At 37.4% G+C, this 22,178-nt stretch carries 35 protein-coding genes and 2 pseudogenes; 12 read left to right on the top strand and 25 right to left on the bottom strand.

The genetic code is table 11. The annotated features are described in order from the left end of the window. Positions 1-33 precede the first annotated feature (33 nt). The 20 genes and pseudogenes from STRIC_RS04935 to STRIC_RS04850 form a co-directional block, all read right to left on the bottom strand. Positions 34-273, bottom strand: a complete 240-nt coding sequence (locus STRIC_RS04935) for a hypothetical protein (RefSeq protein WP_008088216.1) — start codon at positions 271-273, stop codon at positions 34-36. Then, positions 245-1,720, bottom strand: a complete 1,476-nt coding sequence (locus tag STRIC_RS04930) for a phage minor capsid protein (protein WP_008088599.1) — start codon at positions 1,718-1,720, stop codon at positions 245-247. Before STRIC_RS04930 ends, STRIC_RS04935 begins: the two co-directional genes overlap by 29 nt. A gap of 4 nt (positions 1,721-1,724) precedes the next feature. Beyond that, positions 1,725-3,227 (bottom strand): phage portal protein, encoded by a 1,503-nt coding sequence (locus STRIC_RS04925; protein ID WP_083835420.1) that lies wholly within the window; start codon positions 3,225-3,227, stop codon positions 1,725-1,727. Between the two features lie 13 nt (positions 3,228-3,240). Beyond that, positions 3,241-4,536: a PBSX family phage terminase large subunit gene (locus tag STRIC_RS04920; protein WP_008088439.1), complete on the bottom strand. Its 1,296-nt coding sequence runs from the start codon at positions 4,534-4,536 to the stop codon at positions 3,241-3,243. Then, the gene (locus tag STRIC_RS04915) at positions 4,526-5,005 is read right to left on the bottom strand and encodes a terminase small subunit (protein WP_008088071.1); all 480 of its coding nucleotides are present in this window, start codon (positions 5,003-5,005) and stop codon (positions 4,526-4,528) included. Before STRIC_RS04915 ends, STRIC_RS04920 begins: the two co-directional genes overlap by 11 nt. Before the next feature lie 667 nt (positions 5,006-5,672). Next, a pseudogene (locus STRIC_RS04910) lies at positions 5,673-5,999 on the bottom strand (RusA family crossover junction endodeoxyribonuclease); the annotation flags it as partial. Continuing rightward, the gene (locus STRIC_RS13050; protein WP_040831981.1) at positions 5,999-6,202 is read right to left on the bottom strand and encodes a hypothetical protein; all 204 of its coding nucleotides are present in this window, start codon (positions 6,200-6,202) and stop codon (positions 5,999-6,001) included. The pseudogene STRIC_RS04910 and the gene STRIC_RS13050, both read right to left, overlap by 1 nt. Before the next feature lie 6 nt (positions 6,203-6,208). After that, entirely contained in the window at positions 6,209-6,628 is a 420-nt protein-coding gene (ssb, locus tag STRIC_RS04900) for a single-stranded DNA-binding protein (RefSeq protein ID WP_008088051.1), read from the bottom strand. Next, the gene (locus STRIC_RS04895) at positions 6,621-7,295 is read right to left on the bottom strand and encodes an ERF family protein (RefSeq protein WP_008088574.1); all 675 of its coding nucleotides are present in this window, start codon (positions 7,293-7,295) and stop codon (positions 6,621-6,623) included. The genes ssb and STRIC_RS04895 overlap by 8 nt, the downstream gene beginning before the upstream one ends. Next, on the bottom strand, positions 7,296-7,778 hold the full coding sequence (locus STRIC_RS04890; RefSeq protein ID WP_008088536.1) for a siphovirus Gp157 family protein: 483 nt from the start codon (positions 7,776-7,778) through the stop codon (positions 7,296-7,298). Positions 7,779-7,798: 20 nt separating this feature from the next. Further along, the gene (locus tag STRIC_RS04885) at positions 7,799-8,053 is read right to left on the bottom strand and encodes a hypothetical protein (protein WP_008088460.1); all 255 of its coding nucleotides are present in this window, start codon (positions 8,051-8,053) and stop codon (positions 7,799-7,801) included. Then, positions 8,040-8,390, bottom strand: coding sequence for a hypothetical protein (locus tag STRIC_RS04880; RefSeq protein ID WP_008088456.1), 351 nt, complete (start codon positions 8,388-8,390; stop codon positions 8,040-8,042). The genes STRIC_RS04885 and STRIC_RS04880 overlap by 14 nt, the downstream gene beginning before the upstream one ends. An 8-nt stretch (positions 8,391-8,398) precedes the next feature. Further along, positions 8,399-8,731: a hypothetical protein gene (locus tag STRIC_RS04875; RefSeq protein ID WP_040831979.1), complete on the bottom strand. Its 333-nt coding sequence runs from the start codon at positions 8,729-8,731 to the stop codon at positions 8,399-8,401. Between the two features lie 11 nt (positions 8,732-8,742). Beyond that, positions 8,743-8,883 (bottom strand): hypothetical protein, encoded by a 141-nt coding sequence (locus STRIC_RS12415; protein ID WP_156033585.1) that lies wholly within the window; start codon positions 8,881-8,883, stop codon positions 8,743-8,745. Continuing rightward, positions 8,880-9,113: a hypothetical protein gene (locus STRIC_RS04870; RefSeq protein ID WP_008088543.1), complete on the bottom strand. Its 234-nt coding sequence runs from the start codon at positions 9,111-9,113 to the stop codon at positions 8,880-8,882. The genes STRIC_RS12415 and STRIC_RS04870 overlap by 4 nt, the downstream gene beginning before the upstream one ends. Then, complete coding sequence (locus STRIC_RS04865) at positions 9,094-9,507, bottom strand: DnaD domain-containing protein (protein ID WP_200857373.1); 414 nt, start codon at positions 9,505-9,507, stop codon at positions 9,094-9,096. Before STRIC_RS04865 ends, STRIC_RS04870 begins: the two co-directional genes overlap by 20 nt. Before the next feature lie 121 nt (positions 9,508-9,628). Next, complete coding sequence (locus STRIC_RS11780) at positions 9,629-9,886, bottom strand: transcriptional regulator (RefSeq protein ID WP_083835419.1); 258 nt, start codon at positions 9,884-9,886, stop codon at positions 9,629-9,631. A gap of 140 nt (positions 9,887-10,026) precedes the next feature. Next, positions 10,027-10,221, bottom strand: coding sequence for a hypothetical protein (locus tag STRIC_RS04860; protein ID WP_040831977.1), 195 nt, complete (start codon positions 10,219-10,221; stop codon positions 10,027-10,029). Between the two features lie 30 nt (positions 10,222-10,251). Next, positions 10,252-10,506 carry a helix-turn-helix transcriptional regulator gene (locus STRIC_RS04855; protein ID WP_008088601.1) on the bottom strand — a complete coding sequence of 85 codons (255 nt, stop codon included), beginning with the start codon at positions 10,504-10,506 and terminating at the stop codon, positions 10,252-10,254. A 71-nt stretch (positions 10,507-10,577) separates the two neighbouring features. Next, positions 10,578-10,763, bottom strand: coding sequence for a helix-turn-helix domain-containing protein (locus STRIC_RS04850; protein ID WP_008087494.1), 186 nt, complete (start codon positions 10,761-10,763; stop codon positions 10,578-10,580). Between the two features lie 143 nt (positions 10,764-10,906). On the opposite strand from STRIC_RS04850, the gene STRIC_RS04845 reads away from it, so the two are divergent. Next, on the top strand, positions 10,907-11,248 hold the full coding sequence (locus tag STRIC_RS04845) for a hypothetical protein (protein ID WP_008088270.1): 342 nt from the start codon (positions 10,907-10,909) through the stop codon (positions 11,246-11,248). A 32-nt stretch (positions 11,249-11,280) separates the two neighbouring features. Here STRIC_RS04845 and STRIC_RS04840 read toward each other — a convergent pair whose 3' ends face one another. After that, positions 11,281-11,460, bottom strand: coding sequence for a hypothetical protein (locus tag STRIC_RS04840; protein WP_008087473.1), 180 nt, complete (start codon positions 11,458-11,460; stop codon positions 11,281-11,283). Between the two features lie 54 nt (positions 11,461-11,514). On the opposite strand from STRIC_RS04840, the gene STRIC_RS04835 reads away from it, so the two are divergent. After that, on the top strand, positions 11,515-11,715 hold the full coding sequence (locus STRIC_RS04835; protein WP_040831975.1) for a KTSC domain-containing protein: 201 nt from the start codon (positions 11,515-11,517) through the stop codon (positions 11,713-11,715). Here STRIC_RS04835 and STRIC_RS12410 read toward each other — a convergent pair. Together STRIC_RS12410 and STRIC_RS04830 are read right to left on the bottom strand one after the other, a co-directional pair. Continuing rightward, entirely contained in the window at positions 11,712-11,861 is a 150-nt protein-coding gene (locus tag STRIC_RS12410; RefSeq protein ID WP_008088554.1) for a hypothetical protein, read from the bottom strand. The two genes, STRIC_RS04835 and STRIC_RS12410, sit on opposite strands and share 4 nt — an antisense overlap. Positions 11,862-11,893: 32 nt before the next feature. Then, positions 11,894-12,622 (bottom strand): phage antirepressor KilAC domain-containing protein, encoded by a 729-nt coding sequence (locus tag STRIC_RS04830; RefSeq protein WP_008088347.1) that lies wholly within the window; start codon positions 12,620-12,622, stop codon positions 11,894-11,896. A 132-nt stretch (positions 12,623-12,754) separates the two neighbouring features. Between STRIC_RS04830 and STRIC_RS04825 the strand changes: the two genes are divergently transcribed. Continuing rightward, positions 12,755-13,183 (top strand): hypothetical protein, encoded by a 429-nt coding sequence (locus STRIC_RS04825; protein WP_234944195.1) that lies wholly within the window; start codon positions 12,755-12,757, stop codon positions 13,181-13,183. A gap of 68 nt (positions 13,184-13,251) precedes the next feature. On the opposite strand, the gene STRIC_RS04820 is transcribed toward STRIC_RS04825, so the two are convergent. Beyond that, complete coding sequence (locus STRIC_RS04820; RefSeq protein WP_008088556.1) at positions 13,252-13,473, bottom strand: hypothetical protein; 222 nt, start codon at positions 13,471-13,473, stop codon at positions 13,252-13,254. A gap of 50 nt (positions 13,474-13,523) precedes the next feature. Further along, the gene (locus STRIC_RS04815; RefSeq protein WP_008088634.1) at positions 13,524-13,730 is read right to left on the bottom strand and encodes a hypothetical protein; all 207 of its coding nucleotides are present in this window, start codon (positions 13,728-13,730) and stop codon (positions 13,524-13,526) included. Between the two features lie 162 nt (positions 13,731-13,892). On the opposite strand from STRIC_RS04815, the gene STRIC_RS04810 reads away from it, so the two are divergent. The 9 genes and pseudogenes from STRIC_RS04810 (at position 13,893) to STRIC_RS04770 (ending at position 21,940) form a co-directional block, all read left to right on the top strand. After that, a complete protein-coding gene (locus STRIC_RS04810; protein WP_008088260.1) occupies positions 13,893-14,639 on the top strand; it encodes a helix-turn-helix domain-containing protein in 747 nt (248 codons plus the stop codon). 1 nt (position 14,640) lies between these two features. Next, complete coding sequence (locus STRIC_RS04805; RefSeq protein ID WP_008088383.1) at positions 14,641-15,108, top strand: hypothetical protein; 468 nt, start codon at positions 14,641-14,643, stop codon at positions 15,106-15,108. A 78-nt stretch (positions 15,109-15,186) separates the two neighbouring features. Then, positions 15,187-15,414 (top strand): annotated as a pseudogene (locus STRIC_RS04800) (GTP pyrophosphokinase); the annotation flags it as partial. Next, positions 15,380-15,589, top strand: a complete 210-nt coding sequence (locus STRIC_RS04795; protein WP_156033584.1) for a DUF3800 domain-containing protein — start codon at positions 15,380-15,382, stop codon at positions 15,587-15,589. The pseudogene STRIC_RS04800 and the gene STRIC_RS04795, both read left to right, overlap by 35 nt. A 310-nt stretch (positions 15,590-15,899) precedes the next feature. Beyond that, positions 15,900-17,066 (top strand): tyrosine-type recombinase/integrase, encoded by a 1,167-nt coding sequence (locus tag STRIC_RS04790; protein ID WP_008088507.1) that lies wholly within the window; start codon positions 15,900-15,902, stop codon positions 17,064-17,066. A gap of 146 nt (positions 17,067-17,212) precedes the next feature. Beyond that, on the top strand, positions 17,213-18,526 hold the full coding sequence (locus STRIC_RS04785) for an HD domain-containing protein (RefSeq protein WP_008088097.1): 1,314 nt from the start codon (positions 17,213-17,215) through the stop codon (positions 18,524-18,526). Positions 18,527-18,700: 174 nt separating this feature from the next. Then, entirely contained in the window at positions 18,701-19,510 is an 810-nt protein-coding gene (yidA, locus tag STRIC_RS04780; RefSeq protein WP_008088188.1) for a sugar-phosphatase, read from the top strand. Beyond that, complete coding sequence (locus STRIC_RS04775; protein WP_008088368.1) at positions 19,510-20,724, top strand: aminoacyltransferase; 1,215 nt, start codon at positions 19,510-19,512, stop codon at positions 20,722-20,724. Before yidA ends, STRIC_RS04775 begins: the two co-directional genes overlap by 1 nt. 37 nt (positions 20,725-20,761) lie before the next feature. Next, positions 20,762-21,940 carry a peptidoglycan bridge formation glycyltransferase FemA/FemB family protein gene (locus STRIC_RS04770; RefSeq protein WP_008088523.1) on the top strand — a complete coding sequence of 393 codons (1,179 nt, stop codon included), beginning with the start codon at positions 20,762-20,764 and terminating at the stop codon, positions 21,938-21,940. The last annotated feature ends 238 nt before the right edge of the window (positions 21,941-22,178 follow it).

Here is a 22,178-nt window from a genome sequence, read left to right as displayed (position 1 = left end):
AAGCACCTAGCTTTTAGCTAAATGCTTATAAGATTAAATTGCTGATATTTTATCAACTAGATCATCAAACTTCTTGGGTCTATCTGAGACGCTTTCACCATCTTCCATTAAATGGCTAGATGTCTGCTGTAACTTATCCACTAATACATCCCAGTTATCGTCATTATCTTCAAGCTCAAACAAAGGAGAGACATCTTGATTGACAGATAACATAAAATCAATATCATCATTATTTAATATTTGATTACTTATCAACATTTCTCTGATTGTCATACTTCCTCCTTGTCCTTTCACCAGTCTTCCAAGTAGTTATAATCTTACCTGTATGTGGGTTAATATTTACGGTAACATGGGTGCCTACATAGCGCCTTGAAACTTTCCCACCGCCATCTACTGCATCAGGTCTAATGTAAATAGGGTTAGCTAATGCAGTAGCGATGTGACTCTCAGAGACACCCCTCTCATAAATTCTTTCCAGGAGGTGTCCGCTAATTTCTTTTATAGTGATTCCGTCACTTGTCTGTAAGCCTATTATATCATTGATTAGCCCTTTTTTCATCACAATTTCACGCTTCATCAGGTCTGTAACAAACATTTTAGACCTAGACTTACTTTCTATCAAAAAGTCACTATTGACAAGATGATTAAGTGCATCTTGTTTACTTCTAACATCCGATTGATATTGCCTAATCAACTCTTTATCACCCAATTGCTTTGCAACATGCAGTAGCTCTTTGCTTTTACGGATTGATCTCTCAATTGCCCTCTGCTTAGCTTGCGCATTCGCATTAGCTTTAGCTTGTGCAGGAGTGATATTTTTTAGATGCTCTGGCAATTCTGGCTTACTATTCACACCGACGACAAATGGCGTTTTAGTGTGCTTGCAGTTGATTCCCAAGCATCCATCAGGATCACCATGCCCGTAATCAGATAAAGCTAAGATTTTTATTCCTCCTTCTTCTCTCGCTTCGCCAGTGGTGACAATTTGATGTTGCAAAGGTGCACACATCTCTCTAGCTGTAGCTTTTTTTGAGTAATAGAAGGTATCAATGCCAAACTCCCTAGCAGGGGCTTCTTTGGCTTCGTTAAAGACTCGCCAAGTCGTAGTATTGATAACGGTACGAGCATAAGAGTTCGCTCTCCACTTTCTCCCAGCTTTATCTGTAAAGCCGTAAAAACCCTTTTTAAACCACTTCATCACAGTTTGATTGATAGCTTGGTCAGGTGTTTTTAAGCCTGTCACCACACCAGCAACAGCGTCTTGGATTATCCCTTGATAAGCTCCTATGACACTAATTGGTAAGGTGGTGTTAATCAAATTATGCACATCATCAACAGCCTGTCTGGCATAGTTAGATAAGTCATCTTGGATATTACTGCTAACTTGTGACTCTCTACCCAAAGCCTCTTCTAGCTGTTCGGATGTATTTTTATAAATTTTTAATCCTTCATTCTCAATGATATAGCGAAGTTGAGCTTCCGCAATGCCAGAATACTTTGCAATGAGCTTAATATTATCTGCATTAAGCAGACCAGCTTCGTGTAACTTATTAGCTTGCCAAAGATAAGGGTTATCCGCTAAGCTCGCTGGGCCTCTGGCTTTTATCCTCTCAATTACTTGATCAAATAACTCTAGAGTCAACCGATGATAGGTATCAGATACTTGACTAGCCTCCAAAAGAAGCTGTTCGTCATTTAACTTAATAGGCTTCTTTTTCATCTAATCACTCTCCGTATAAATGTGTGTCCGTTCGCTGTTGGTTGATGTCGTCAACGATTCCAGTATTAATTTCTGCAGCTATTTCTTGAGCTTTTTCCTCTGTCACGTTTAGCACTTTTTGGATTGCCATCTCACGAGTGCCAAAGCCAGCATTAACAACTTTTATCCAGTAGTCTAACTCAGCGTCTCGATCTGTAAAAACACCATCATCAAGACTTATGCTGATGTTATCCATGCCGGGAGCTTCGCCTTGGTACAAATCATAAGCTCTTGCAATCTCAAAGATAGAAATAACTAACTCTTTTAGTGATTGCTCTACTAAAGCGACAATGCTATTTCTCATTTGATACGTGTCTGAGTTTTCAGAGACGATTTCTGTCGCAGTCTTCATGCTATTGCCATCAAAACTAAATAATCCAGCAGATACACCTATTTGCATCTCAAATAACGACAGCCCCTCGTTGATGGCCTTGATATAGTCATCAGCTCTAATAGGTGTTGTTAGGTCCTGTATTGCGCTTGAGTCTAAATCCCTGCCGCCCATACGAATATAGACATTTTGATCAGACTCGAAGCGAGGCCTTGGAACAACATCGCCATCAGCGGTACGAACAGTTAAAGCAGTCAAGCTCTCTGGCACAGCAACTCGACGTTGACCCATCTTAACTTCCCACATAAATTCGTCATAGGTCGTATTGATAAAGTCAATCGTTGTCTTAGCATTATCAAAGATTGACAAGCCTAGAGGGCTATTAATATCCTTGTTATTCATTCCAGGGGTCTTGAGATAAGTAAAGATAGGCCTAGTCACATCTGTAACTTTAGCCTCGTCTTTTAAGTACTCGTATACCTCAGATAACGGCACTCGGCTACCTACCTTAGTTTTATCATCCGAGCGATATAGCTCATTTGAGATAACATAATCATCAGAGCTGTGCCACTCATGGAATTCTATCAAGGTATAATAGACCTCTTTGCCATTAATTGTCTTAATGGACTTAATAACAATAGCAGCGCTTGAAACATCCTGCGTGTTGCTCTGTAGTGGCAAAAAAACAGGCGCTTGGACAAACGCTACTCTAACTTTGTCGCCATCAACGTAGGGCCTCATGGCTAAGCCACCCAAGGCTAGACAGCTCTCGAGATATCGCTCGAAGTTTTTATTAAAGCGGTCGTTTTTTAGTGTCTCACTAATAAATTTATTAGCCGCATCATCATCAACCTTAATCTCTGCCTGCTCATTAAAGACAAGACTGGCAATCTTTTTGGCAGCTGTACGAGCAATTGGCAGGTGATTAAGGTCCCTTTTTTTAGTCTCGCCATCGGTGTTTAGATATAAGACACTATCCCAATCGCTCTTGTAGTACTTTAGATTGGTTGTTATACGGTCGTACTCTAGCTGACTGATAGCTATTTTAGGATGATCAGTTATATTTGTAAGACTCTGCGTTGTCATCACGTATTTACTCCTTGTAAAAAGATTTTTTATTTTTTGGATTACTCCCATTTAAGCAACTCCTTTAGTTGTAATACCGATGCACAAACACGTTGACGCTGTACCTAAACTCGTCCATGGCATGGTTATCTTTATCGATAGGTTTGCCATTGTCATCACGACTATATAGCCCTATCTCTTTTAAAAAGTGGTAGTGGTCATACTCTTCCTCGCTATGATTAACGAGATAAAAAGCGCCATCTGAGATTATATTTTGGCCACGCTCAATACCTACCTCGATACCTTTGGCTTTGCTAGATACATCTTTAGAGTTGTTTGGTGCTCCTAAAGTAAAGACACCCAACTTATGCAGCTCCTCCCTTAAAGATTTACAGGCGGGGTCTACAAACACCTCTGTATAGCGCATCTGATACTTTTTAATGCACCAGTCCATAAAAACTTTTAACTCTATTGCGTAGGTTGACATAGCTTTTACTTGACCAGTATCTGCTCCACTATGATAGTAGTGAGCCACTCGGTTAAGTCTAAAGCTTATTTTGCCATTATCTCTAACCCTTGTTATGATGTTACAAGACATAGAGGTGGCATCAGATTGCCCACCATCTGCACAGAAATACATCTCCACTGGCTCGCCAATCAAAGTGTCTAGAACATTTTTTTCCATGTCAAAAAGGCCATAAATAACCCCTTGAGGCATGACCCGCTGTCCGAGCACATCTCGTTTGTACAGGTATGGATTCTTGCGCAGGTTATTGATAATGGATTGTTTACGCTCCGCAGTTAATATTGGATTATCGTCCATGGTCCAATGAGTCCATCGTGTATTTTGCACATCAAAAACGTCTTTTATTACTGGGTGCTGTGGTGCAGGCGGGTTTAAATCTGCTAGATGATAACGTAGCTTAGCCGCCCAAGTCCGTCTAAAACACTCTTGGATAAAATCCATATGCAGTAGATTAATCTCACAAAAGACCACTGAGCCTAGAGACATACCTGTAATAGCACCAACGCTATTAACTTTACCCCCACCTTTGTAATAGACGCGTTTATTGCCTTTTGGTGTCATGATTAGTAAGTGATCTCCTCGTTCATCGTGTTTGATTTCACAGTTACCATCAAATATATACATCAGACCTGTACCGTCGCCGTCGATAAACAAACGATAAGCTTGTTCTTGATTGTAAGCCGTCACAAGGTGATTTTCATCTTCTGACTCAATCAGATACCTAGCATAACGAAAGTGCCCAGCTGTGGTCTTTCCACTACGAGGCGTTCCCTCATTGACCTCTAATTCGTAGTTAAAAGGGCGTCTAATGATGTCTTTTTGTTTTGTGGATAACTTTTTTATCCTAACCGCCATCCTCGATTACCTCCAGCAGTTTTTCCATCAAATGGGTATCAGGCTTAGCGCCTTTTTCAGCATCAAGCTTAATTTGTAACAGCTCGATTTCTTTAGCGAGTTTCTTGTCTTCTAGTTCAAGCTCTTTAAATGCTATGTTGTTCATCCCATCAAGAGCAGACAAAAAAGCGTTAGAGTTTGCTTGTCTAACACCTTCGTTTTCAATGTCTTGTCTTGCTTTGTTTTTCAGCCATTCGTACTCGTTAAATGCTTGTTCTCGTGACCAAAGAGACATGTTTGAGAACTGTTTGAGCAACTCACGATACCTTACCGTAACCTTACCGTTTTTTAAGAGCTCGCTTGCTCTAGAATCAACCGTTTCATCACTCATTTTTTCGGCTTTATATGCTTTTCTGTATGCTTGTCTTTGAGACAGTCCAGTGATAATACCTTGGACAAACATTTCTTGTTTCGGGGTCAATTTATCCACTCACTGAACCACCTCCAATCAATAATAAAAAGCCACCACAATGTGATGACTAATTGGTTAACCATAGATAAATAGCGAATGAATTCTAAGCCTATTGCCTACCCCATTCTGGGACACTTCTATTTATCGAACAGGAACAGTCGGAATCGAACCGACACATAGCTGCCAGCGTTCCCACTAACCACAAGCAAGGTTGCGACCCTTGTTTTTGAACTTGCGGTTAATATGTCGGTTGGCACTGTCTTGTCCAACCTTGACATCGACTTAGCGCTGGTACGCATTGTCAAGAGGCATTGCTAAGTCTTAATTATTAACACCGAACCCAGATTGCGTATTTTCCTCAAGGGCACGCCAATGTCGAATAAGGGTGTTAACTCACGGCGGACATTGCAAAGTTCCGTGATTCTTTTTACTTTGATTACATCCCGCAATGTCACAGTGTGTAATCTCTGGGTAATTGAGACGGCAGGAGTCGAACCTGCAAAACCATTTAAATCGTCTCAGCCTTTCCACTTGCCTTTTGGCTGCAAAATAACAAGTTCGACGGTAGTTAAAGTTGGCGACTAAATAAATAGTCAGTGGTTAAAAGGTTATCTCTTCTTGTTATTTTGCTATGCTACTATCTTATAATGTATGCTATACGAAGTTATACGTTTGTATATGTCTAGTCATAGACTGCTTTTTCAAGGTTGTCTAAATCNGGTTTTTTCGGCACATATAAGAGCTCATTTATATAATCCTGATACTTTTGTTTAGTCTTATCTCTGGCACGCTCTGACGGCTTTTTAGACACCAATTCTGGTGCTTTTAGATAAAAAGTAACATCAACTTTTAAACCGTCGTCAAAATAAGGCCCTTCGTAATTGTTTTTAACATAGTCTGTGACCTGCTTCCGCCATACCATCATATCTCCATCCTCGTAAGCCCCACTCCATCTGCTAAAGCGTGGGCGTTTTTGCGGTTTTGGCTCAATCGGTATTATAAACTTAACCACTACTCCTCCAATTCGTCTTCGTATCCAATAAACACGGCATGCCTGACGTTGGGTCTTCTTTTTTTATATGCCGGTGACGCTATAAACGTAACGGAATTAGCCGCTATACCTAGCCTCTCCGCTAACTCATGTTTTGTTCCGACATCTACAAAAGTGTCGTTGTCGTAAACAGCATATACTCTTTGTCTACGCTCTTTCGCCATATGTTTTTAAAATGGTAAATCGTCATCACTGATGTCCATCTGGTTTGGATTGCCAAACGGTTGACTGTTATCGTTTTGCGAAGAGTTACCTTGACCAGATTGTTGATTGCGACTTTCCAACATTTGGAAGTTCTCTGCAATAACTTCCGTCACGTAGACACGTTGACCTTGTTGGTTTTCGTAGTTGCGTGTCTGGATACGACCTGTGATACCAATTAAGGCACCTTTTTTAGCCCAGTTTGCTAAATTTTCAGCAGACTGCCGCCAGATAACGCAGTTAATAAAATCAGCTTCTCGTTCTCCGTTTTGCTCTTTAAATCTGCGGTTAACTGCAAGTGTGAAGGTAGCAACAGCTACTTGACTCGCTGTATAACGAAGCTCTGCATCTTTGGTCATGCGACCTACAAGCACAATATTATTAATCATTTTTTAGTCCTGCTTTCTTTTTGAGTTTATTAATTAATTCGTCTGCCGAAACAATGTGTTCGGTGTGCAAATCTTCTAGCGCCTTCACTTTCAACGTATCGGTTAGCCATTTTGTTAACTCTTCAACATTTTGATTTGTGGCTTTCGCAATATCATTTAAATCAGACTTGTAAGTCTCGACTTGGATATTGCTTATTTTAGGAGTTTTAAAGGTTATCCGTTGGGAGTTTTTTTGTTCTTTGCGTTGCGTATCTTCTGTAACAATCGCATCTACATCTTCCTCACCAATTCCAAACAGCCCTTGCAAAGCATACTTGCCTGCGTACGAACTCACTGCACCAGTCCATTGTGGGACTTGCATTTGTTGTATCTGTTTAGGTTCTCCTGTTTTGTAGTCTTTAGTATTTAAAACAGGAACGCTGTCTAATTCAGCATATCTTGTCGCTTGGTGTTGTTCATCGTCGATTCTAGCAGTTGCTGTTGCTTTGATAAAAATTCTGCCGATCAATTCCACCAATTCGTCAGATACCGTTAACTCCCACCCACTATTTAGTGTTTTAAAGTGTGTAAAAATATCTTCTGCGTTGCGAAACGTATATTTAACACCTTGTTTTGTTGTTTTTGTTATTTGCATTTTTGTCTGCAATTCTGCAAAAGTCATAGTCATTTACTTTACCTGCAAGCTTTCTGTTTCGATTAGTTCAACTCCAGAAATATCAATTCCTGCTTTCAAAGCTTTAGAAATTTCAGATTTCATTGGTTTGTATTCCGTTTTCTCTTGCATGTAATCAAGAGGGATTTTTGTTTCGTCCAAAATCTCTACTTTTTTGCTTTTTCGCAAAGACACCTTAAACATTCCAGCGTCAACTTTTTTCTTTTGGCTCAATTCCATTGCAAGCCTGATTGTTTCTTTGTATTTTTTCGCTTTGGCTTCCGCTTGTTTTTGCTTTTTATAAAAAGCTTCTTTTTCGGATTTATACATTTCAGCATCAGCCTGCACATTTTTTAACATTTTGACAAAATATTCAATGTTGTTTTCCAAGTCTGACTGAAAGTCAATGCTGTCAAGCGTATTTTGGAAGGTTTCGCCGTCTAAATCTAAACTGTCCAGATAAGCGGCGATTCCCTCAAGTTCATATAAGTAGGCCATTTATTTCCTCTTTCCGTGTTTTAATCATCCAAAATGTGCTGCTTAGTGTACCACTTGCTGTCAATCCTGCGATTAACGATTAGTTCTGGACGTACATCAAATTCTGTTTCGATATAGTCCATCAAGTCCTCATCCGTATAGTCTTTAAATTCTTGGTATGTCCGCTTTAGTGTTGGCTCTTCGCTGCCTTTTAGACCATCAATCGTAAAGATAAGCGCATCTCTAAAATTGCTGTCAAAGGTGACTAATTCACCGTTTATTCTAATTTCGACCATTTCGCACCTCTCTAGCAGTTTTAGCAAACTCGTTTAAATCGATAGATTCAACAGCTTTTATTCGCTTAATCTCTGATCTAACCTGACTTTTATTAGCTCTAAGGCCTTCTTGACGCTCAATTTTTGTAGTAGGCAGATAATAGCCGCCATCTTTTTGCTTGCTAGCGACAACAGGTACACCTTTTTGGATTAAGTCATAAACAATTTGTCTAACCTCTCTATCAGTTAACCCAAAAGCTGTCTGAATGTCTTGATTAGACACTTTTCGCTCTGCTCCCATGGGGATAAAGCAAAACACTCGCTTTTCTAAGTCTGTTAGATTATTTAGTAACCCCATACTCCCTCCTACGCATAGCCTGCTGTCTTTGCAAAAACAGTCCACTCCCCACGCTTACTATGTCCGCAAGCATAGATGGTGCCTGATAGCGCATCGGTCTCGACAAGATACATGTGATTCGCCCAATCTATTTTCTCCTTGTATCTATCATACATATCTGAAAATGCTGGTGTTTCGCAATTATGGAATGTTTCCAGTTGAACGAGATTACCCATCATAATATCCCCATACATTAAATTAGCAACATCTACGAGTAACTTCTTATCTCCATCTACTACACTTCCCAAAATCACTGGGTTATACCCACATGGAATGCCTACACCTTTTATTTCTTCATTCATACTCTTTCCCCCTAAATCGCATATTTCTTGCGCAATTGCCGCAATAGTGTCACGTACTGTGTTTTATCAACTAGCCCGAAATCAAGCAACTTCTCACGCTCTTTGTGACTTGCTCGGTACCAGATAAGCGTTTCTCTATGTTGTTTTGTCATAACGCATTCTCCTGTTTATATCGCTCTATTCTCAACCGGTCTGCTTCTGCCGTTGTCATACCGGTTCCAAAAGCGTATAGGTTTATCCAATTAAAAATTGGCTTAACTCCATTTTTTTCGATTCCTTCGGCGCAGTAACTAGCAAACTTAGTAAAAGTCTCTTTACTTGCCGTTTTACCAAAATCTTTTTTGATTTGTTTGTTAAAAAAATTAAAAATCTCCTGATCCATCTTCTATACCGTCTATGCTTCCTAGAGCAAATTCTTTTAAATCTGGTTCTTTGTAGTCTGGATTCGACCAGCTTGGGACGTTGGAAAGTTGACCTTTACCTTGACTTAGCTTTTTATTCTCAAATTGCAATCTAGCAAATTCTACTTTCTCGACTGTATCAATCCCTTGTCGTTTCCAGTTATTTAGCACTCTGTTTAGATATCTGAGGTTAGGTGCGTTATATAGAATTGTCGATTTTAGTGCCTCGTTAACAACTTCAACAGGCATCTTCTCTTCGTCAATCCACTTGTTAATGTCTTCAATCTCAAACGGGGATAAGAGACGCATCCAATTATTTTGGAAATTATCAAACAGTTCTTTTTTGTCCAATGCTTCTCCTTTCTTCTTCATCATCTTATTGTCTGTTAGTATTTATTATTATTTAGTATTTATTTAGTGTTAGTACTTATTAGTGTGCGATTTTCTAACTTTAGATTTTCTAACTTTAGATTTTCTAACTTTAGAAAATCGCATTTTAGTCGGAGAGTTCATTTTCTAATTGCTCAACTAATTGCTGAAAAACTTCATCACTAATCTTACAATCCGAACAGAAACGGTAATGTTGCAGTCCCTCAGAACGCCTAGTTATCTTTTTGTAAGTTCTAACATATCCTGCCTTCTCAAGCTCTCTAAGGCCTGCTCTTACAGAAGCTAAACCATCAGAATGTCTTCTAGCAAGCTCTTCTGGGTATACTCGCCACTCATCTTTATTTCTTAGGATGGTCAATAGCAATCCAACGGATTTATAAGATAGTTCTTTATCATCAATAAACTCATTGCTAACAGCTGTGTAACTACCTGTTAATGTCTTGAAAAATGTACTGCATCAGCTGACCACCTTTCCTCTGTCAAGTTCTTTTTTAGTAAACCGTTTTACAAAAGGCATTTCTCTACCTCTCCTCTAGAGCGCTTCTCGTTCCACCTTTTACTGTTTTCCATAGCTACTTCCCTAAAAATTCTGCGTTTATTCTCTGACGAATTGTGTTTTTTGATGACTTTGTGTTGCACCCTAGCAATGACCGCTAAGATGACGGTTGTTGTTAATAAAAACAGTTCTAATTTGTTCACGTTGTTTCTCCTCGACCTCGTCCAAAAGTCTTAATATTTGTTATTTAGCCAAGCTATGATTTCAGCTTTTTTCCAACGGACAGCTGGCAATTCCTTTGGAAAATTTTTGTCGTATCTGTAGTATTTGTCAAAAGTACCGGGGCTCATGTTAAGCCTATCTGCTACTTTTTCTCTAGTCCATAATTCAGCGTTGAGTTCGTCTAATTTCATTTGGACTAACCTATCAACTGTTTTTTCGATAATTTCTTTTATCCAGTCGGACAAACTCAATAAGATATTGTCCATAGTTATCTCCTTATGTTATAATTAAATAAATGATTTTTGATTTGAGTCCGATTCCCGTCGGACTTTTTTTGTTATTTAAATTCGTCTAGGCTGACACCTAAAGCATCAGAAATTTTGACCATGTTGGGCCATGATAAATTTTTTATTTTTCCGCTTTTTAAGTCACTAAAATGACTTTTGTTAACTCCAGAAAGTTTCGCTAGTTGATACATAGTCATACCTCTTTCTGATAAGATTTTTGATAATTTACCCCACATTATTCACTCACCAAAACACAATATATAGTTGTTAATAAGTTATCCACAACTATAAGTTGTGCTTTCCTTTCTATTTTGATATAATTTATTTGAATATGACCTCTCAATGTTGTATTCAAAAATTATGGAAAGGAGGAGGACTAATGTCTGATAGCTTGTTCAAATATGAAATAATCAATCTTTTAGATTTTGCGGCAACAAAAACTAACAATGAACTAATTATCGAAACTTCTTGGGGGCGCTACTGTGGTAGAATGTTTACAGAGGAAGACAGTGATACAGGTATGTTTTTAGACGCTTTCTTCGATGGTTTCGAAGAAAATCGTAAATCTATCAAAGATGAAAGTAATCCCAAAGCGATTTGGCTTGTTGATGTCACGCATATTTCTTCAGGAAATGTAACTTCTAATTTACCTTTCGTCTGCTTATTTATCGATCAAATTCTAGGCGTCTCAATGGGAACTCTCTCTAAAAATAATGATTAGATTTGTTAATTATCTTTGAGTCTATTGTTCAATCAATAGACTCCTTTTTCTTTGGCTAGTTGCACTTTTGAAATTTCGTTTGCTAAATTCTCAATATCGATTTCTTCAACATTGATAGTTATTTTTCTGCTATCTAGCTCAATTTTTGTCTTTGCGTTTTTAGAATGGATAATTAATTTATTTTTTTGATACGGATATCGCTTTGGTCTCATGTGTCTCCTTTCTGTTGTATAATTTAGTTATCCTATTAGGAAGGAGGATAGGTTATGCAACGTCAATACGTTTCATCTAGTAACGTCCGAAGTGTCGGTTGGGAAAACAACACTTTGGAAGCTGAGTTTAATAATGGTTCTATTTACCATTATCACAATGTAAACCAAACGGAATACCGTTCCGTTCTAGTTGGGTCTGTTGGTTCAAATATTCATAGATTAGCTAAAATACACACTTATACACGTATTGCCTAATCTAGCAGAGTTCCGCTCACAGGGTGGAACTCTTTTGTTTCCACCAGCTGAATACCATCCACTGTGATAATAATCTTGCTATGTAAACACGTCTTTGCTAGAAATTCCGATCCAACTTCTAGTTGTTTGATTAAATCTTCTGGCATATTTTTCTCCCTTCGTTAGTTTTGTTCCGTTTCTAAACTGGTAGATATTCTTGATTAAGAAATTTGTTGATGAAATATTGCTGACCTTTTCCGGTTACCAGAGGTGTCTTGCTTACTGTAATATGGCCATCAGAATGGGTGATACTAGTTTCCTTGACCCTGATAAGTCCAAGCTCTACGCTTTTCTGAGTAGGCATGTTCCAATCACGACCATTGCGCTTGATAAGATAGCCGTGTTTACGAAGCCAAGTAAAGAGACGAGTTGCTCCAATATTTACCCCATTCTGCTTGAGTAACTTTGCAAGTTCTCCGACTAAGATAGAGGTATGGCTAGCACTTACAGCATCAGCAAATAGTACCTTTGGACGGTCAGCCTCAATCTGAGCCTCTAGCTTATGCACTTTCTTATCAGCCATCAGCAATGCCCGTGCCATAATTTTCTCTGGGCTGTTAAAGTCTTTCTCAACTTGAATAAAGTATTTGCGGACTTGCTTAGATTTTTCATTCCGTTGAAGCATCGCAATTTCTTTAGCCATATCTAGTTTTAGAATGTGGTCTGTATATTCAGTTTGATTGCCCTGAGCTGTTAGTCTTTTTTGACTAATAGCCATGAAGTCTTCGTTTTCAACGAAACCATATTCGCTCATTCGCTCAAGCCATTTTGTATATTGTGTTTTAATTTCAAGCACTTTGTGCAAATCACGACCACTGACAACTGGCTCGTGATTGTCGTTTACTGTAATGTTGATTAGTTCGTTCATAAAACTCCTTTCTTTGGTATAATTAAAATAAAAACGATTGGAAAAATAAAAATGGAATTATTTAATGCAATTATCGGCGTCATTGCGCTAATTATTGCTGTGATCGCTCTTGTTCACTCTATCTACTACAACATGGTTAAGATAAAATTATCTGATTGTTATATTTCAAGAGTAGATAAAGGTTACGATTGGATGTATGATTTTAGTATCAGTAACTTATCGAATGTTTCAGTCATTATTAAAAAAATTGAACTTTACAACAAAGATGGAAAACTAATAAGCGATAATGGCTTCAATCCCTTTCAAAAATACGAAGCTGACATGCAGAATGAAGCTGATGATTATTATGGATTATCAATGCCGAATTATTATATGCCATTAGATTACCAATGGGAGTCATCGCCATTTAAGTCAGATACTGAAGTATATCCATCTAGTCGAGAAAATTTCTCTTACTATTTAGATGAAAAGCCAGTTAAAATCAAAATCACAACTGATAAGCGTATTCATAAATTCCGAAAATATCAGTTATTCTTTCCCCATTTTGACAATAATAGTTAAGATAGCGATATTCGTTAATAAAATTAAGATAAGTGCTGCTGTTAGTAGCATTTTTTCTTTTCTCCTTTCTAGTCCTCAAGAACAAGGCGCTTAGTTTTGATGATAACTTCTTCAATACGTGCTTTTTTCAAGCCCTCACTGATGAAATAATTAACAATGGCACTGCGGCTCATTCCTGTACCAAGTGACAAGCTATCAACCTCGTCATAGTTCTCTCGACTGATAACCACGGTAGGGCGGTTATTTCCTTTTTGTCCCGTTGATGGACGTCCGTATTTTTGTTTTGGCATGGTAAAACCCTTTCTAAATCGCCGTTAGCAACGTAGTTGCATTTACGCAACTACGTTGCTAAAAAAATTTCTATTGCTTCTTCTTTTGTAAGCGAGATAGCTCGTGCAATATTTCCTGCTTCATCTAACGTAAAAGCTCCACCGCTCTTCATCTTACGGTAGAATGTGCTTCTATCAATCCCGATACTATCTGCAACGGCTTGTTGAGTAGTCCCTTTTTCAACAATTGCGCCTTTTAATTTTTGGATATTAACCATAAAACCTCTCCTTTCTAGTTGCGTCTTTGCAACTTTGTAATCACATTATATCTCCTAGAGTTTCAAAAGTCAACATCTTTTTATCGTTTTTGCAACATTTTTTGTTGCAATTTTGCAAAGTTTGTAATATACTATAAACATAAAGATGATAAGGAGCTGATTATGGACATAGGAGCTAAGTTGAAACAGCGCAGGCTAGAAGTAAACGTTAGCGTTGAAGAACTAGCTAAAAAACTCGGGGTCTCCAAAACCACCATCTATAGGTATGAAAAGGGAGAAATTTTAAAAGTACCAACAGAGGTTTTAGAAAAAATTTCAAAAATACTTAATACAAACCCCGCATATTTTATGGGATGGAGCGATACTCCGACACCTGTACAAAATCAAACGTTGCAAGGAATCGTAGCAACTTCGAAACAACTAGAACAACCTAGACAAGAAAAAGTCCTCAGCTTCGCTAACGAACAATTAGAAGAACAAAATAAAGTTGTTTCTATGTTCGATAAAAAGCTTGAGGAGACAGAAGATTATATCAATGATTATGTCGAGGGTCTTGTTGCGGCAGGTAATGGTACTTTTCAAGAAGACAACCTACATATGGAAGTTAAACTGCGTGCTGATGATGTCCCCGATGAGTATGATACTATTGCAAAAGTAGCTGGCGATTCAATGGAACCACTTATTCAAGACAACGACCTTTTGTTTATTAATATCACTTCACAGGTCGATATTAACGATATTGGTATTTTTCAAATTAACGGAAAAAACTTTGTAAAAAAACTCAAGCGTGACTATGATGGCGCTTGGTATCTTCAAAGCTTGAACAACAACTACGAAGAAATATACTTGTCTGAAGATGATAATATCAGAACTATCGGAGAAGTTGTGGATATTTATAGAGAGGATTAACATGAAAAGAACACTTAAATCAGGAATTATTTTATTAGCAACATTATTTTTGGCTTCATGCGCTAAAAACAACATAGATACCCAGAAGCCTAAAGAAGTAAAACCTTCAATAGTCAAAACTAAAAAAGACAACGCTTCGCCCAAAAAAGATAAAGATTATCCTGTATTGATAGAGTTTGCCCAAACGGTACAAAAGTGGTTAAACCATCCTAAAGATGTCGGGGTGACATCAGTTATAGATGCTAAAGGCAAAAATCTAATAGTTACAACAAGCAATGATTTTTCAGGCGCTTCCGAAGAGGCTTTGATGCAATTAGCTGAACAAATCCAAAAGCTTAGAGACACCGTTCATGAGACATACACAACAACAAATAAAGAACTAAAAAAACCTTTATTAGTAATAAAAGATAAGACTAATAAAACTTATGTTACAGAAAGCGAAGATAGCATGCTTACTGTTGATAAATAAAAAGTCTACATCCAAATTTAATCAGTCCGACTTTAGGATGATTAGCGAAACTGTTGGGAGTTATAGAGGAGACTTAATATGCTAGAAAAAGTTGAACGCTTAATCTCGGAAATTAACAGAATACACCTTGTTTATTCGAAAGATTATTTCGAGACTGGGAAAGTCGAAAAGATTAACCTAAAACATACCTTTTCAAAAGTACCTGTTCAAGCTATTTTAGATTACCGCTTGAATTTGCACGAATCCATAAATGATTATTTGATGAAAGCCGATGTCAAAGACATACCTTACGTTTATCGTGTTCGTTGATTCAGAATTTACAATAGGCGTTCAGATTGCGGATGCGGTCGCAGGGGCTCTTTGGAGAGGAGTTGAGAAGAAACAAAAAACATACTCGCGACTGCTTCTCTCTAAGTTTCCAAGAGATAGCAATAACAAGTATGTCGGTTATAGTTATCAAGTATGTGAAAAGTGGAAATAAAAAACGGACAGGGTAGCAGTAATTTCAACTGCAAGTTGATAAGCCATTTCACGCTTACCACCCAAGCTAATCGTGCCTAGACCGCTGTCCTTCCGTTAACTTAATTGTAAACCTTGTTCCTCAAAAAGTCAATAAAAAAAGCCCCACGCTCAATTTTAGCGAGGAGAGCGTGAGGCAATATGCAATCAATAAGAAGTAAGCTTTAAATAGCTCATTTTCTTATATTCTAAATTATAACATATAAAGGAGGTGATGCCAATATCCTTTCAAACGACCTCGTCCAGAAGTCAAAAAACGAAAGGATTTAAGAATGAAATACAACAAAACAAAATACCCAAATATTTATACCTATGAGACAAAAAAAGGTAAACGTTACTATGTCCGAAGAGGTTACTATCTAGAAGGAAAGAAAAAAGAAATATCCAAGAGTAATTTAAAAAACTTACAAGAAGCAAGGTCTGTACTCGCTGAGATCGAAAGAATGATTGAAGCTGATGAATTTTCCTACAATAAGAATTTGACAGTTGACCAATATTGGGGTATGTATGTAGATAACAGATTAAAGGCGGGAGCGTGGTCTCCCGACACTTACGTTGAGCGCGCTAATATCTTTAAAAATCACATTGGCCCGAAGTTTGGTAGCAAAAAAATGAACGCTGTCAATCGCATAGAATACGAAAACTACATTAACAATCTACTTAATACCAATTCCAGAAGCACAGTTAAGCATATACATGATGTTTTTAGTATCATGTTAAATCATGCTGTCAAAAATAAAATGCTAGACGATAATATTATTGAATTTATTGATATTGGTACAAGCAAGATAAAACCTATAAATAAGCGTAGATCTATGCAAGAGTTTAAGATTTGGGATAAAGTTGCCAGACAAACGCTTGATAACTACGACTATGCGATGGTTAGGATAACATATCTTGGATTGCGTAGAAGCGAGGTAGCTGGCATAAAACTAGGGAATATAACTTTTAATGATAAAGATTGTGCAGTCGTAAAGATAGACGAATCAAGGACAAGAACTAGACAAAACGGTGGTGCTCTAAAGACAGCATCTTCAGAGCGATATGTGTACTTAGATGCAGAAACATCGCAACTACTAAAAAAAGCAATTGATACCTCTATCAAAATAGCCTTGCGCCACAATCGTATTTTAAACAAAACAGATTTTCTTTTTTTAGGAGACGACAAAAAAGTACACATGCCTTTTGTCGGGAAGCCGATTAGACACCACTATATCTACTATCTCTTCCAAAAAATTAATAAAAAATGCAAAGTCCATTTCACACCACACATGATGAGGCATTTCTTTGCTACGCAAGGACAGATAGCTGGTATTCCAATTGAGCACATGGCGGCTGCTTTAGGACACTCAACTAATTACATGACCAGTAAATATACTCACATCAAAGACGAGGTCGGGGAAAATGTCACAGCAACTTTTATGGACAGTATCAAATAAAATTCCCCGATATATTCCCCGACAAAAAATTACTTTTTATGATTTTTTTGATTTTTAGGTCAAAACAAAAAGACCTAAAATACTGTAATACCAACGTTTTATGAGTATATGCTTGTATATAAATTTTAATATCGTATAATGAAGGTATGAACGAAAAAGTATTTCGAGACCCTGTCCATGGCTATATCCATGTGTCTCACCAACTGATTTATGATTTAATTAATACTAAAGAATTCCAACGACTTCGTCGCATCAAACAAGTACCTACGACTGCCTTTACCTTCCACGGCGCAGAACATAGCCGCTTTTCACATTGCCTTGGTGTCTATGAAATTGCAAGACGAGTAACAGATATTTTCAACGAAAAATACCCTGAAACTTGGAACTCAGATGACAGTCTCTTAACCATGACTGCTGCACTCTTACATGACATCGGTCATGGTGCCTACTCTCATACTTTTGAGACCTTATTTCATACCGATCACGAAGCCTTTACGCAAGACATCATCACTAACCCAGAAACTGAAATCAATGCTATTTTAGTACGACATGCTCCTGATTTTCCAGATAAGGTTGCGAGTGTCATCAATCATACTTACCCTAATAAACAAGTAGTGCAGCTGATTTCTAGTCAGATTGATTGTGATCGTATGGACTATTTGCTAAGAGATTCATACTTCTCAGCAGCTAATTACGGTCAATTTGATTTGATGCGCATTTTGCGAGTGATTCGTCCTGTCGAAAATGGCATTGTTTTTGAACAAAGTGGCATGCATGCTGTGGAAGACTACATTGTCAGTCGTTTTCAAATGTATATGCAAGTCTATTTCCATCCAGCTAGTCGTGCTGTTGAATTGATTTTGCAAAATTTATTAAAGCGTGCCAAAAAACTTTATACTAAACAAGCTGATTTTTTCCACAAGAGTTCCCCTGGTCTCATTCCTTTTTTTGAAGAGAATTACCAGCTCAAAGATTACCTTAGTTTAGATGATGGTGTTCTAAACACCTATTTTCAAAATTGGATGACTAGCCAAGATGCTATCTTGGCTGATTTAGCCAGTCGATTTATCAATCGTAAAATATTAAAATCTGTCACCTTTGATCAAGAATCTCAAAAGGATTTAGACCATCTACGCCAGTTAGTCGAATCCGTTAGCTTTGATCCTGATTATTACACAGGGATCCATGTTAACTTTGATTTACCCTATGATATTTACCGACCAGAGTTGGAAAATCCAAGAACTCAAATTGAAATGATTCAAAAAGATGGTAGCCGAGCAGAGCTCTCTCAGCTCTCACCCATTGTTCAAGCGCTAACAGGGACTAGCTATGGAGATCGTCGCTTTTATTTTCCTAAAGAAATGCTGCTTTTGGATGACCTCTTCACCCCCAATAAAGAAGCTTTTATCAATTCAATCTCAAATGAGCATTTTCATATTTCCTCAAAAGGACCAAACTAAAAAGGTCCTTTTGTCATTATAACAGTCAAAATACATTTAAAAACACTTCTTAAAACGCTTACTCTTTAGAGATAGCTCTCTATACGTTCCTTTTCATGACAAAAAGGGCTATTTTTAGTAAGATATAAGATAGAGATTTTTTAGAATTACCGTAAGAGAAAGAAGGAAAATGTCATGTCTATCAAACTTGTTGCCGTCGACATCGACGGCACATTACTTACTGATGATCGTCAAATTACCCCTGAAGTCTTTCAGGCAGTGCAAAAAGCCAAATCTCAAGGTATCCATATCGTAATTGCTACTGGTAGACCTATTGCTGGTGTCACTAGCCTACTTCAAGACTTACACTTAACTGATGAAGACGACTACGTGATCACCTTTAACGGAGGATTGGTCCAAAGTGCGGCAAATGGTCAAGAGATTATCAAAGAACTTTTAACTTACCATGATTACTTAGAGATTGAATTTTTAAGCCGAAAACTAGGTGTTCACATGCATGCCATCACTAAAGAAGGCATTTTTACAGCCAACAGAGATATCGGCAAATACACTGTACATGAAGCAACATTGGTTAATATGCCAATTCACTACCGAACGCCTGAAGAAATGTCTGATAAAGAAATCATTAAAATCATGATGATTGACGAACCAGAAATTCTTGACCAAGCTATTGCAAACATTCCTCAAAGCTTTTTTGATAACTATAATATTGTTAAATCAACACCTTTTTATCTTGAGCTGATGCCTAAAACTGTCAGCAAAGGTGGCGCTATTATTCACTTAGCAGAAAAATTAGGGCTAGATATGTCACAAACCATGGCTATCGGGGATGCTGAGAATGACCGTACTATGCTAGAAGTGGTAGCAAATCCTGTTGTTATGGCAAATGGTGTCCCAGAATTGAAAAAAATTGCCAAATATATTACAAAATCAAATAATGACAGTGGTGTCGCCCACGCCATTAATGAATGGGTATTAGACTAATGTACACATATAAAATTGGAATTTCAGAAGAAGAACACGATCAATTTGTTCTCTCCCACCCCTTAGCAACTCTCTTACAAAGCTCTCAATGGGCCAAGGTAAAAGATAATTGGAAACACGAATTGCTTGGCTTTTATCGTGATGGTAGTCTTGTCGCCACAGCAGCTTGTCTTATCAGACCATTGCCTTTAGGTTTCAGCATGATTTATGTGCCACGTGGTCCTATTTTAGATTACAGTGACTTTGATTTACTGCGTTTTGTCATAAGTAGTCTAAAAGCTTTTGGAAAAACTAAAAAAGCGCTATCTATCAAGCTTGATCCTTCACTATTGATCAAATCTGCTCATATCGATCAAGATAGTGACGAAAATGGCCAAACCCTTTCAACAATTGCTTTTTTGAAATCCCTTGGCCTTGACTGGTCTGGTAGAACACAGCATTTGGAAGAAACCATTCAACCAAGATTTCAAGCCAACATTTTTGCCTGTGATTTTAGTCTTGACCAATTAAGTAAAAAAGCCAAGCAATCCATAAGAACAGCCACTAATAAAGGTGTCGAAATAAGCTTTGGCCAAACCGAATTGCTCGAAGAATTTGCCCAACTGATGAAAAAAACAGAAAACCGAAAAGGGATTATTCTTCGTGGGATTGATTACTATCGCAAATTGTTAGACACTTACCAAGATCAATCTTTCATCACTATGGCTAGACTGAATCTTGAAGAACAAGAAAAGACTGTCCGTAATCAATTAGAAAAAGCACTTGAGCTTCAACAACAATTTACCGAAAAAAGTAAGCCAAGCAAGGTCAGCGAAAATCAAAAAACCATTGAGCGTCTTCAAAAAGAAATCCATTTCTTGCAAGAAGAAATGACAAAAGGAAAAAAGCTAGTGCCACTAGCAGCCACCTTAACCCTTCAATTTGGAAATACCTCTGAAAACTTATATGCTGGTATGGATGATACCTATCGCCAATATCAAGCTGCTCTTTTCACCTGGTACCATACTGCTCAAGAAGCCTTTAACCGTGGCTGTCAAAACCATAACCTTGGTGGTATTGAAAATCATTTAGATGGCGGACTTTATCAGTTCAAATCACGATTGAATCCTACTATCGAAGAGTTTGCTGGCGAATTCAATATTCCAGTGAGTCCCCTACATAAACCAGCCATGTTGGCCTATAAACTACGCAAAGCAATACGGAGTAAACATTAAATTTACCCAATAAAAAAGATCCTAGGAGGGTAAAAAAATGGATATTAAAACTGCTTCACTAACTGAATTTAAAACAATACAACTTCAACTTTCAAATGCAAATTTTTTACAATCATCTCAAATATCAGAAGTTCAAGAAAAAAGAGGCAACTTTTTTAAAACGGAGAGATTGATTTTCAGTGAAAACAATAAGGTGATTGGTTTTGCAGTTGTCAACTATCGAAAAAGAAAAAAGTTTTTTACTGATGCCATTATTACACAAGGTCCGGTCTTAGATTATTCTAATCCCGTTGAGTTAAAGACAATGATTCAACAACTTGAAAAGCATGTCAAAAAAAACAAAGCTCTCTCACTACTGATTCACCCTTATGTTCAAACAAATGATAAAACTGAACAACTCATAAAAGAATTCGGTCAACTAGGCTATGACCATGAGTTTGATAGCGATAACATGCTAAATGGCATCAATCAAGCTTTTATAAAAGATTTGTCAGAAATTAACGACCAGAAAGAGTTATTTGATTCCTATTCCAAAAATGTTCAAAGAGATATCAGTAAATTTAAATCTATGGGGGTCAAGGTAAGAAGATTACAACTAAATGAATTGAATGACTTCTATGATATCTTATATAGCACCAGTAAGCGAAAACATTTTTTTGTTCAAGATTTAGACTTTTTCCAAAAAATCTATTCTTCTTTTAACAATGATGCCCTATTTATGTACGCCTACCTCGATTGCAAGACCTACATCAACTATTTAGATGAACATATCAATCAATATTCTCAAAAAATTGATGACTTAAAGGCCAAACCTCAAACAAAAAGAAGTAAAGGCAAAATCAAGGACTTAACGAGTCAGATGGATAGCTTTATCTTGCGTAAAGAAAAATTTGAAGCATTTGACATTAAAACGGATCAATTACCGCTATCATCCTATTTATTTGTCGCATACGGTGATGAAATAACAAGTTATGTGGGCGGAAACATTGAAGAATATATGAATTTTGGTGGTGCTACACTAATAAATGATGAGATATTAAAATATGCCATCTCACAAAATATCAAATATTTTAATTTTGGTGGTACCATTGAGACTGAAAGTGCCTCTAGTGGTACTGGTAATTACAAATATAAAAAGCAGTTTGGCGGAGAGCTTGTCCAATACATTGGCAGTTTTACAAAGGATTTATCACTAATTGCTAAACTCTTCCATTAATACTTCTTTTCTCATATAAAAAAATAACAAAGGGCTACCAACGACTGATTACCTAGTTGCTTTTTGGCTACTTTTTGGCTATTTGTCACTATGCGTTTAGAAGTAGTTATTAGATAATCTAAAGAGAGAATCCAATGGATCCTCTCTTTTTTGAGGTGCTGAGTGGTGATACTATTATCTCTTTTCATTGCTATTATTTGGTTGAAAAACTTATAATAACCAAGTACAACACTCTGAT

Source organism: Streptococcus ictaluri 707-05, assembly GCF_000188015.2.
GTDB lineage: Bacteria > Bacillota > Bacilli > Lactobacillales > Streptococcaceae > Streptococcus > Streptococcus ictaluri.
Note: the sequence above shows the minus strand (reverse complement) of the source record. Positions and strands in the feature narration are given on the sequence as shown.

Coding starts and splice junctions, on each gene's coding strand:
- STRIC_RS04935 (WP_008088216.1), bottom strand. CDS start 273: ATGACAATCAGAGAAATGTTGATAAGTAATCAAATATTAAATAATGAT.
- STRIC_RS04930 (WP_008088599.1), bottom strand. CDS start 1,720: ATGAAAAAGAAGCCTATTAAGTTAAATGACGAACAGCTTCTTTTGGAG.
- STRIC_RS04925 (WP_083835420.1), bottom strand. CDS start 3,227: ATGGGAGTAATCCAAAAAATAAAAAATCTTTTTACAAGGAGTAAATAC.
- STRIC_RS04920 (WP_008088439.1), bottom strand. CDS start 4,536: ATGGCGGTTAGGATAAAAAAGTTATCCACAAAACAAAAAGACATCATT.
- STRIC_RS13050 (WP_040831981.1), bottom strand. CDS start 6,202: ATGGCGAAAGAGCGTAGACAAAGAGTATATGCTGTTTACGACAACGAC.
- ssb (WP_008088051.1), bottom strand. CDS start 6,628: ATGATTAATAATATTGTGCTTGTAGGTCGCATGACCAAAGATGCAGAG.
- STRIC_RS04895 (WP_008088574.1), bottom strand. CDS start 7,295: ATGACTATGACTTTTGCAGAATTGCAGACAAAAATGCAAATAACAAAA.
- STRIC_RS04890 (WP_008088536.1), bottom strand. CDS start 7,778: ATGGCCTACTTATATGAACTTGAGGGAATCGCCGCTTATCTGGACAGT.
- STRIC_RS04885 (WP_008088460.1), bottom strand. CDS start 8,053: ATGGTCGAAATTAGAATAAACGGTGAATTAGTCACCTTTGACAGCAAT.
- STRIC_RS04880 (WP_008088456.1), bottom strand. CDS start 8,390: ATGGGGTTACTAAATAATCTAACAGACTTAGAAAAGCGAGTGTTTTGC.
- STRIC_RS04875 (WP_040831979.1), bottom strand. CDS start 8,731: ATGAATGAAGAAATAAAAGGTGTAGGCATTCCATGTGGGTATAACCCA.
- STRIC_RS12415 (WP_156033585.1), bottom strand. CDS start 8,883: ATGACAAAACAACATAGAGAAACGCTTATCTGGTACCGAGCAAGTCAC.
- STRIC_RS04870 (WP_008088543.1), bottom strand. CDS start 9,113: ATGGATCAGGAGATTTTTAATTTTTTTAACAAACAAATCAAAAAAGAT.
- STRIC_RS04865 (WP_200857373.1), bottom strand. CDS start 9,507: ATGATGAAGAAGAAAGGAGAAGCATTGGACAAAAAAGAACTGTTTGAT.
- STRIC_RS04855 (WP_008088601.1), bottom strand. CDS start 10,506: ATGGACAATATCTTATTGAGTTTGTCCGACTGGATAAAAGAAATTATC.
- STRIC_RS04850 (WP_008087494.1), bottom strand. CDS start 10,763: ATGTGGGGTAAATTATCAAAAATCTTATCAGAAAGAGGTATGACTATG.
- STRIC_RS04845 (WP_008088270.1), top strand. CDS start 10,907: ATGTCTGATAGCTTGTTCAAATATGAAATAATCAATCTTTTAGATTTT.
- STRIC_RS04840 (WP_008087473.1), bottom strand. CDS start 11,460: ATGAGACCAAAGCGATATCCGTATCAAAAAAATAAATTAATTATCCAT.
- STRIC_RS04835 (WP_040831975.1), top strand. CDS start 11,515: ATGCAACGTCAATACGTTTCATCTAGTAACGTCCGAAGTGTCGGTTGG.
- STRIC_RS12410 (WP_008088554.1), bottom strand. CDS start 11,861: ATGCCAGAAGATTTAATCAAACAACTAGAAGTTGGATCGGAATTTCTA.
- STRIC_RS04830 (WP_008088347.1), bottom strand. CDS start 12,622: ATGAACGAACTAATCAACATTACAGTAAACGACAATCACGAGCCAGTT.
- STRIC_RS04825 (WP_234944195.1), top strand. CDS start 12,755: ATGGTTAAGATAAAATTATCTGATTGTTATATTTCAAGAGTAGATAAA.
- STRIC_RS04820 (WP_008088556.1), bottom strand. CDS start 13,473: ATGCCAAAACAAAAATACGGACGTCCATCAACGGGACAAAAAGGAAAT.
- STRIC_RS04815 (WP_008088634.1), bottom strand. CDS start 13,730: ATGGTTAATATCCAAAAATTAAAAGGCGCAATTGTTGAAAAAGGGACT.
- STRIC_RS04810 (WP_008088260.1), top strand. CDS start 13,893: ATGGACATAGGAGCTAAGTTGAAACAGCGCAGGCTAGAAGTAAACGTT.
- STRIC_RS04805 (WP_008088383.1), top strand. CDS start 14,641: ATGAAAAGAACACTTAAATCAGGAATTATTTTATTAGCAACATTATTT.
- STRIC_RS04795 (WP_156033584.1), top strand. CDS start 15,380: ATGTCAAAGACATACCTTACGTTTATCGTGTTCGTTGATTCAGAATTT.
- STRIC_RS04790 (WP_008088507.1), top strand. CDS start 15,900: ATGAAATACAACAAAACAAAATACCCAAATATTTATACCTATGAGACA.
- STRIC_RS04785 (WP_008088097.1), top strand. CDS start 17,213: ATGAACGAAAAAGTATTTCGAGACCCTGTCCATGGCTATATCCATGTG.
- yidA (WP_008088188.1), top strand. CDS start 18,701: ATGTCTATCAAACTTGTTGCCGTCGACATCGACGGCACATTACTTACT.
- STRIC_RS04775 (WP_008088368.1), top strand. CDS start 19,510: ATGTACACATATAAAATTGGAATTTCAGAAGAAGAACACGATCAATTT.
- STRIC_RS04770 (WP_008088523.1), top strand. CDS start 20,762: ATGGATATTAAAACTGCTTCACTAACTGAATTTAAAACAATACAACTT.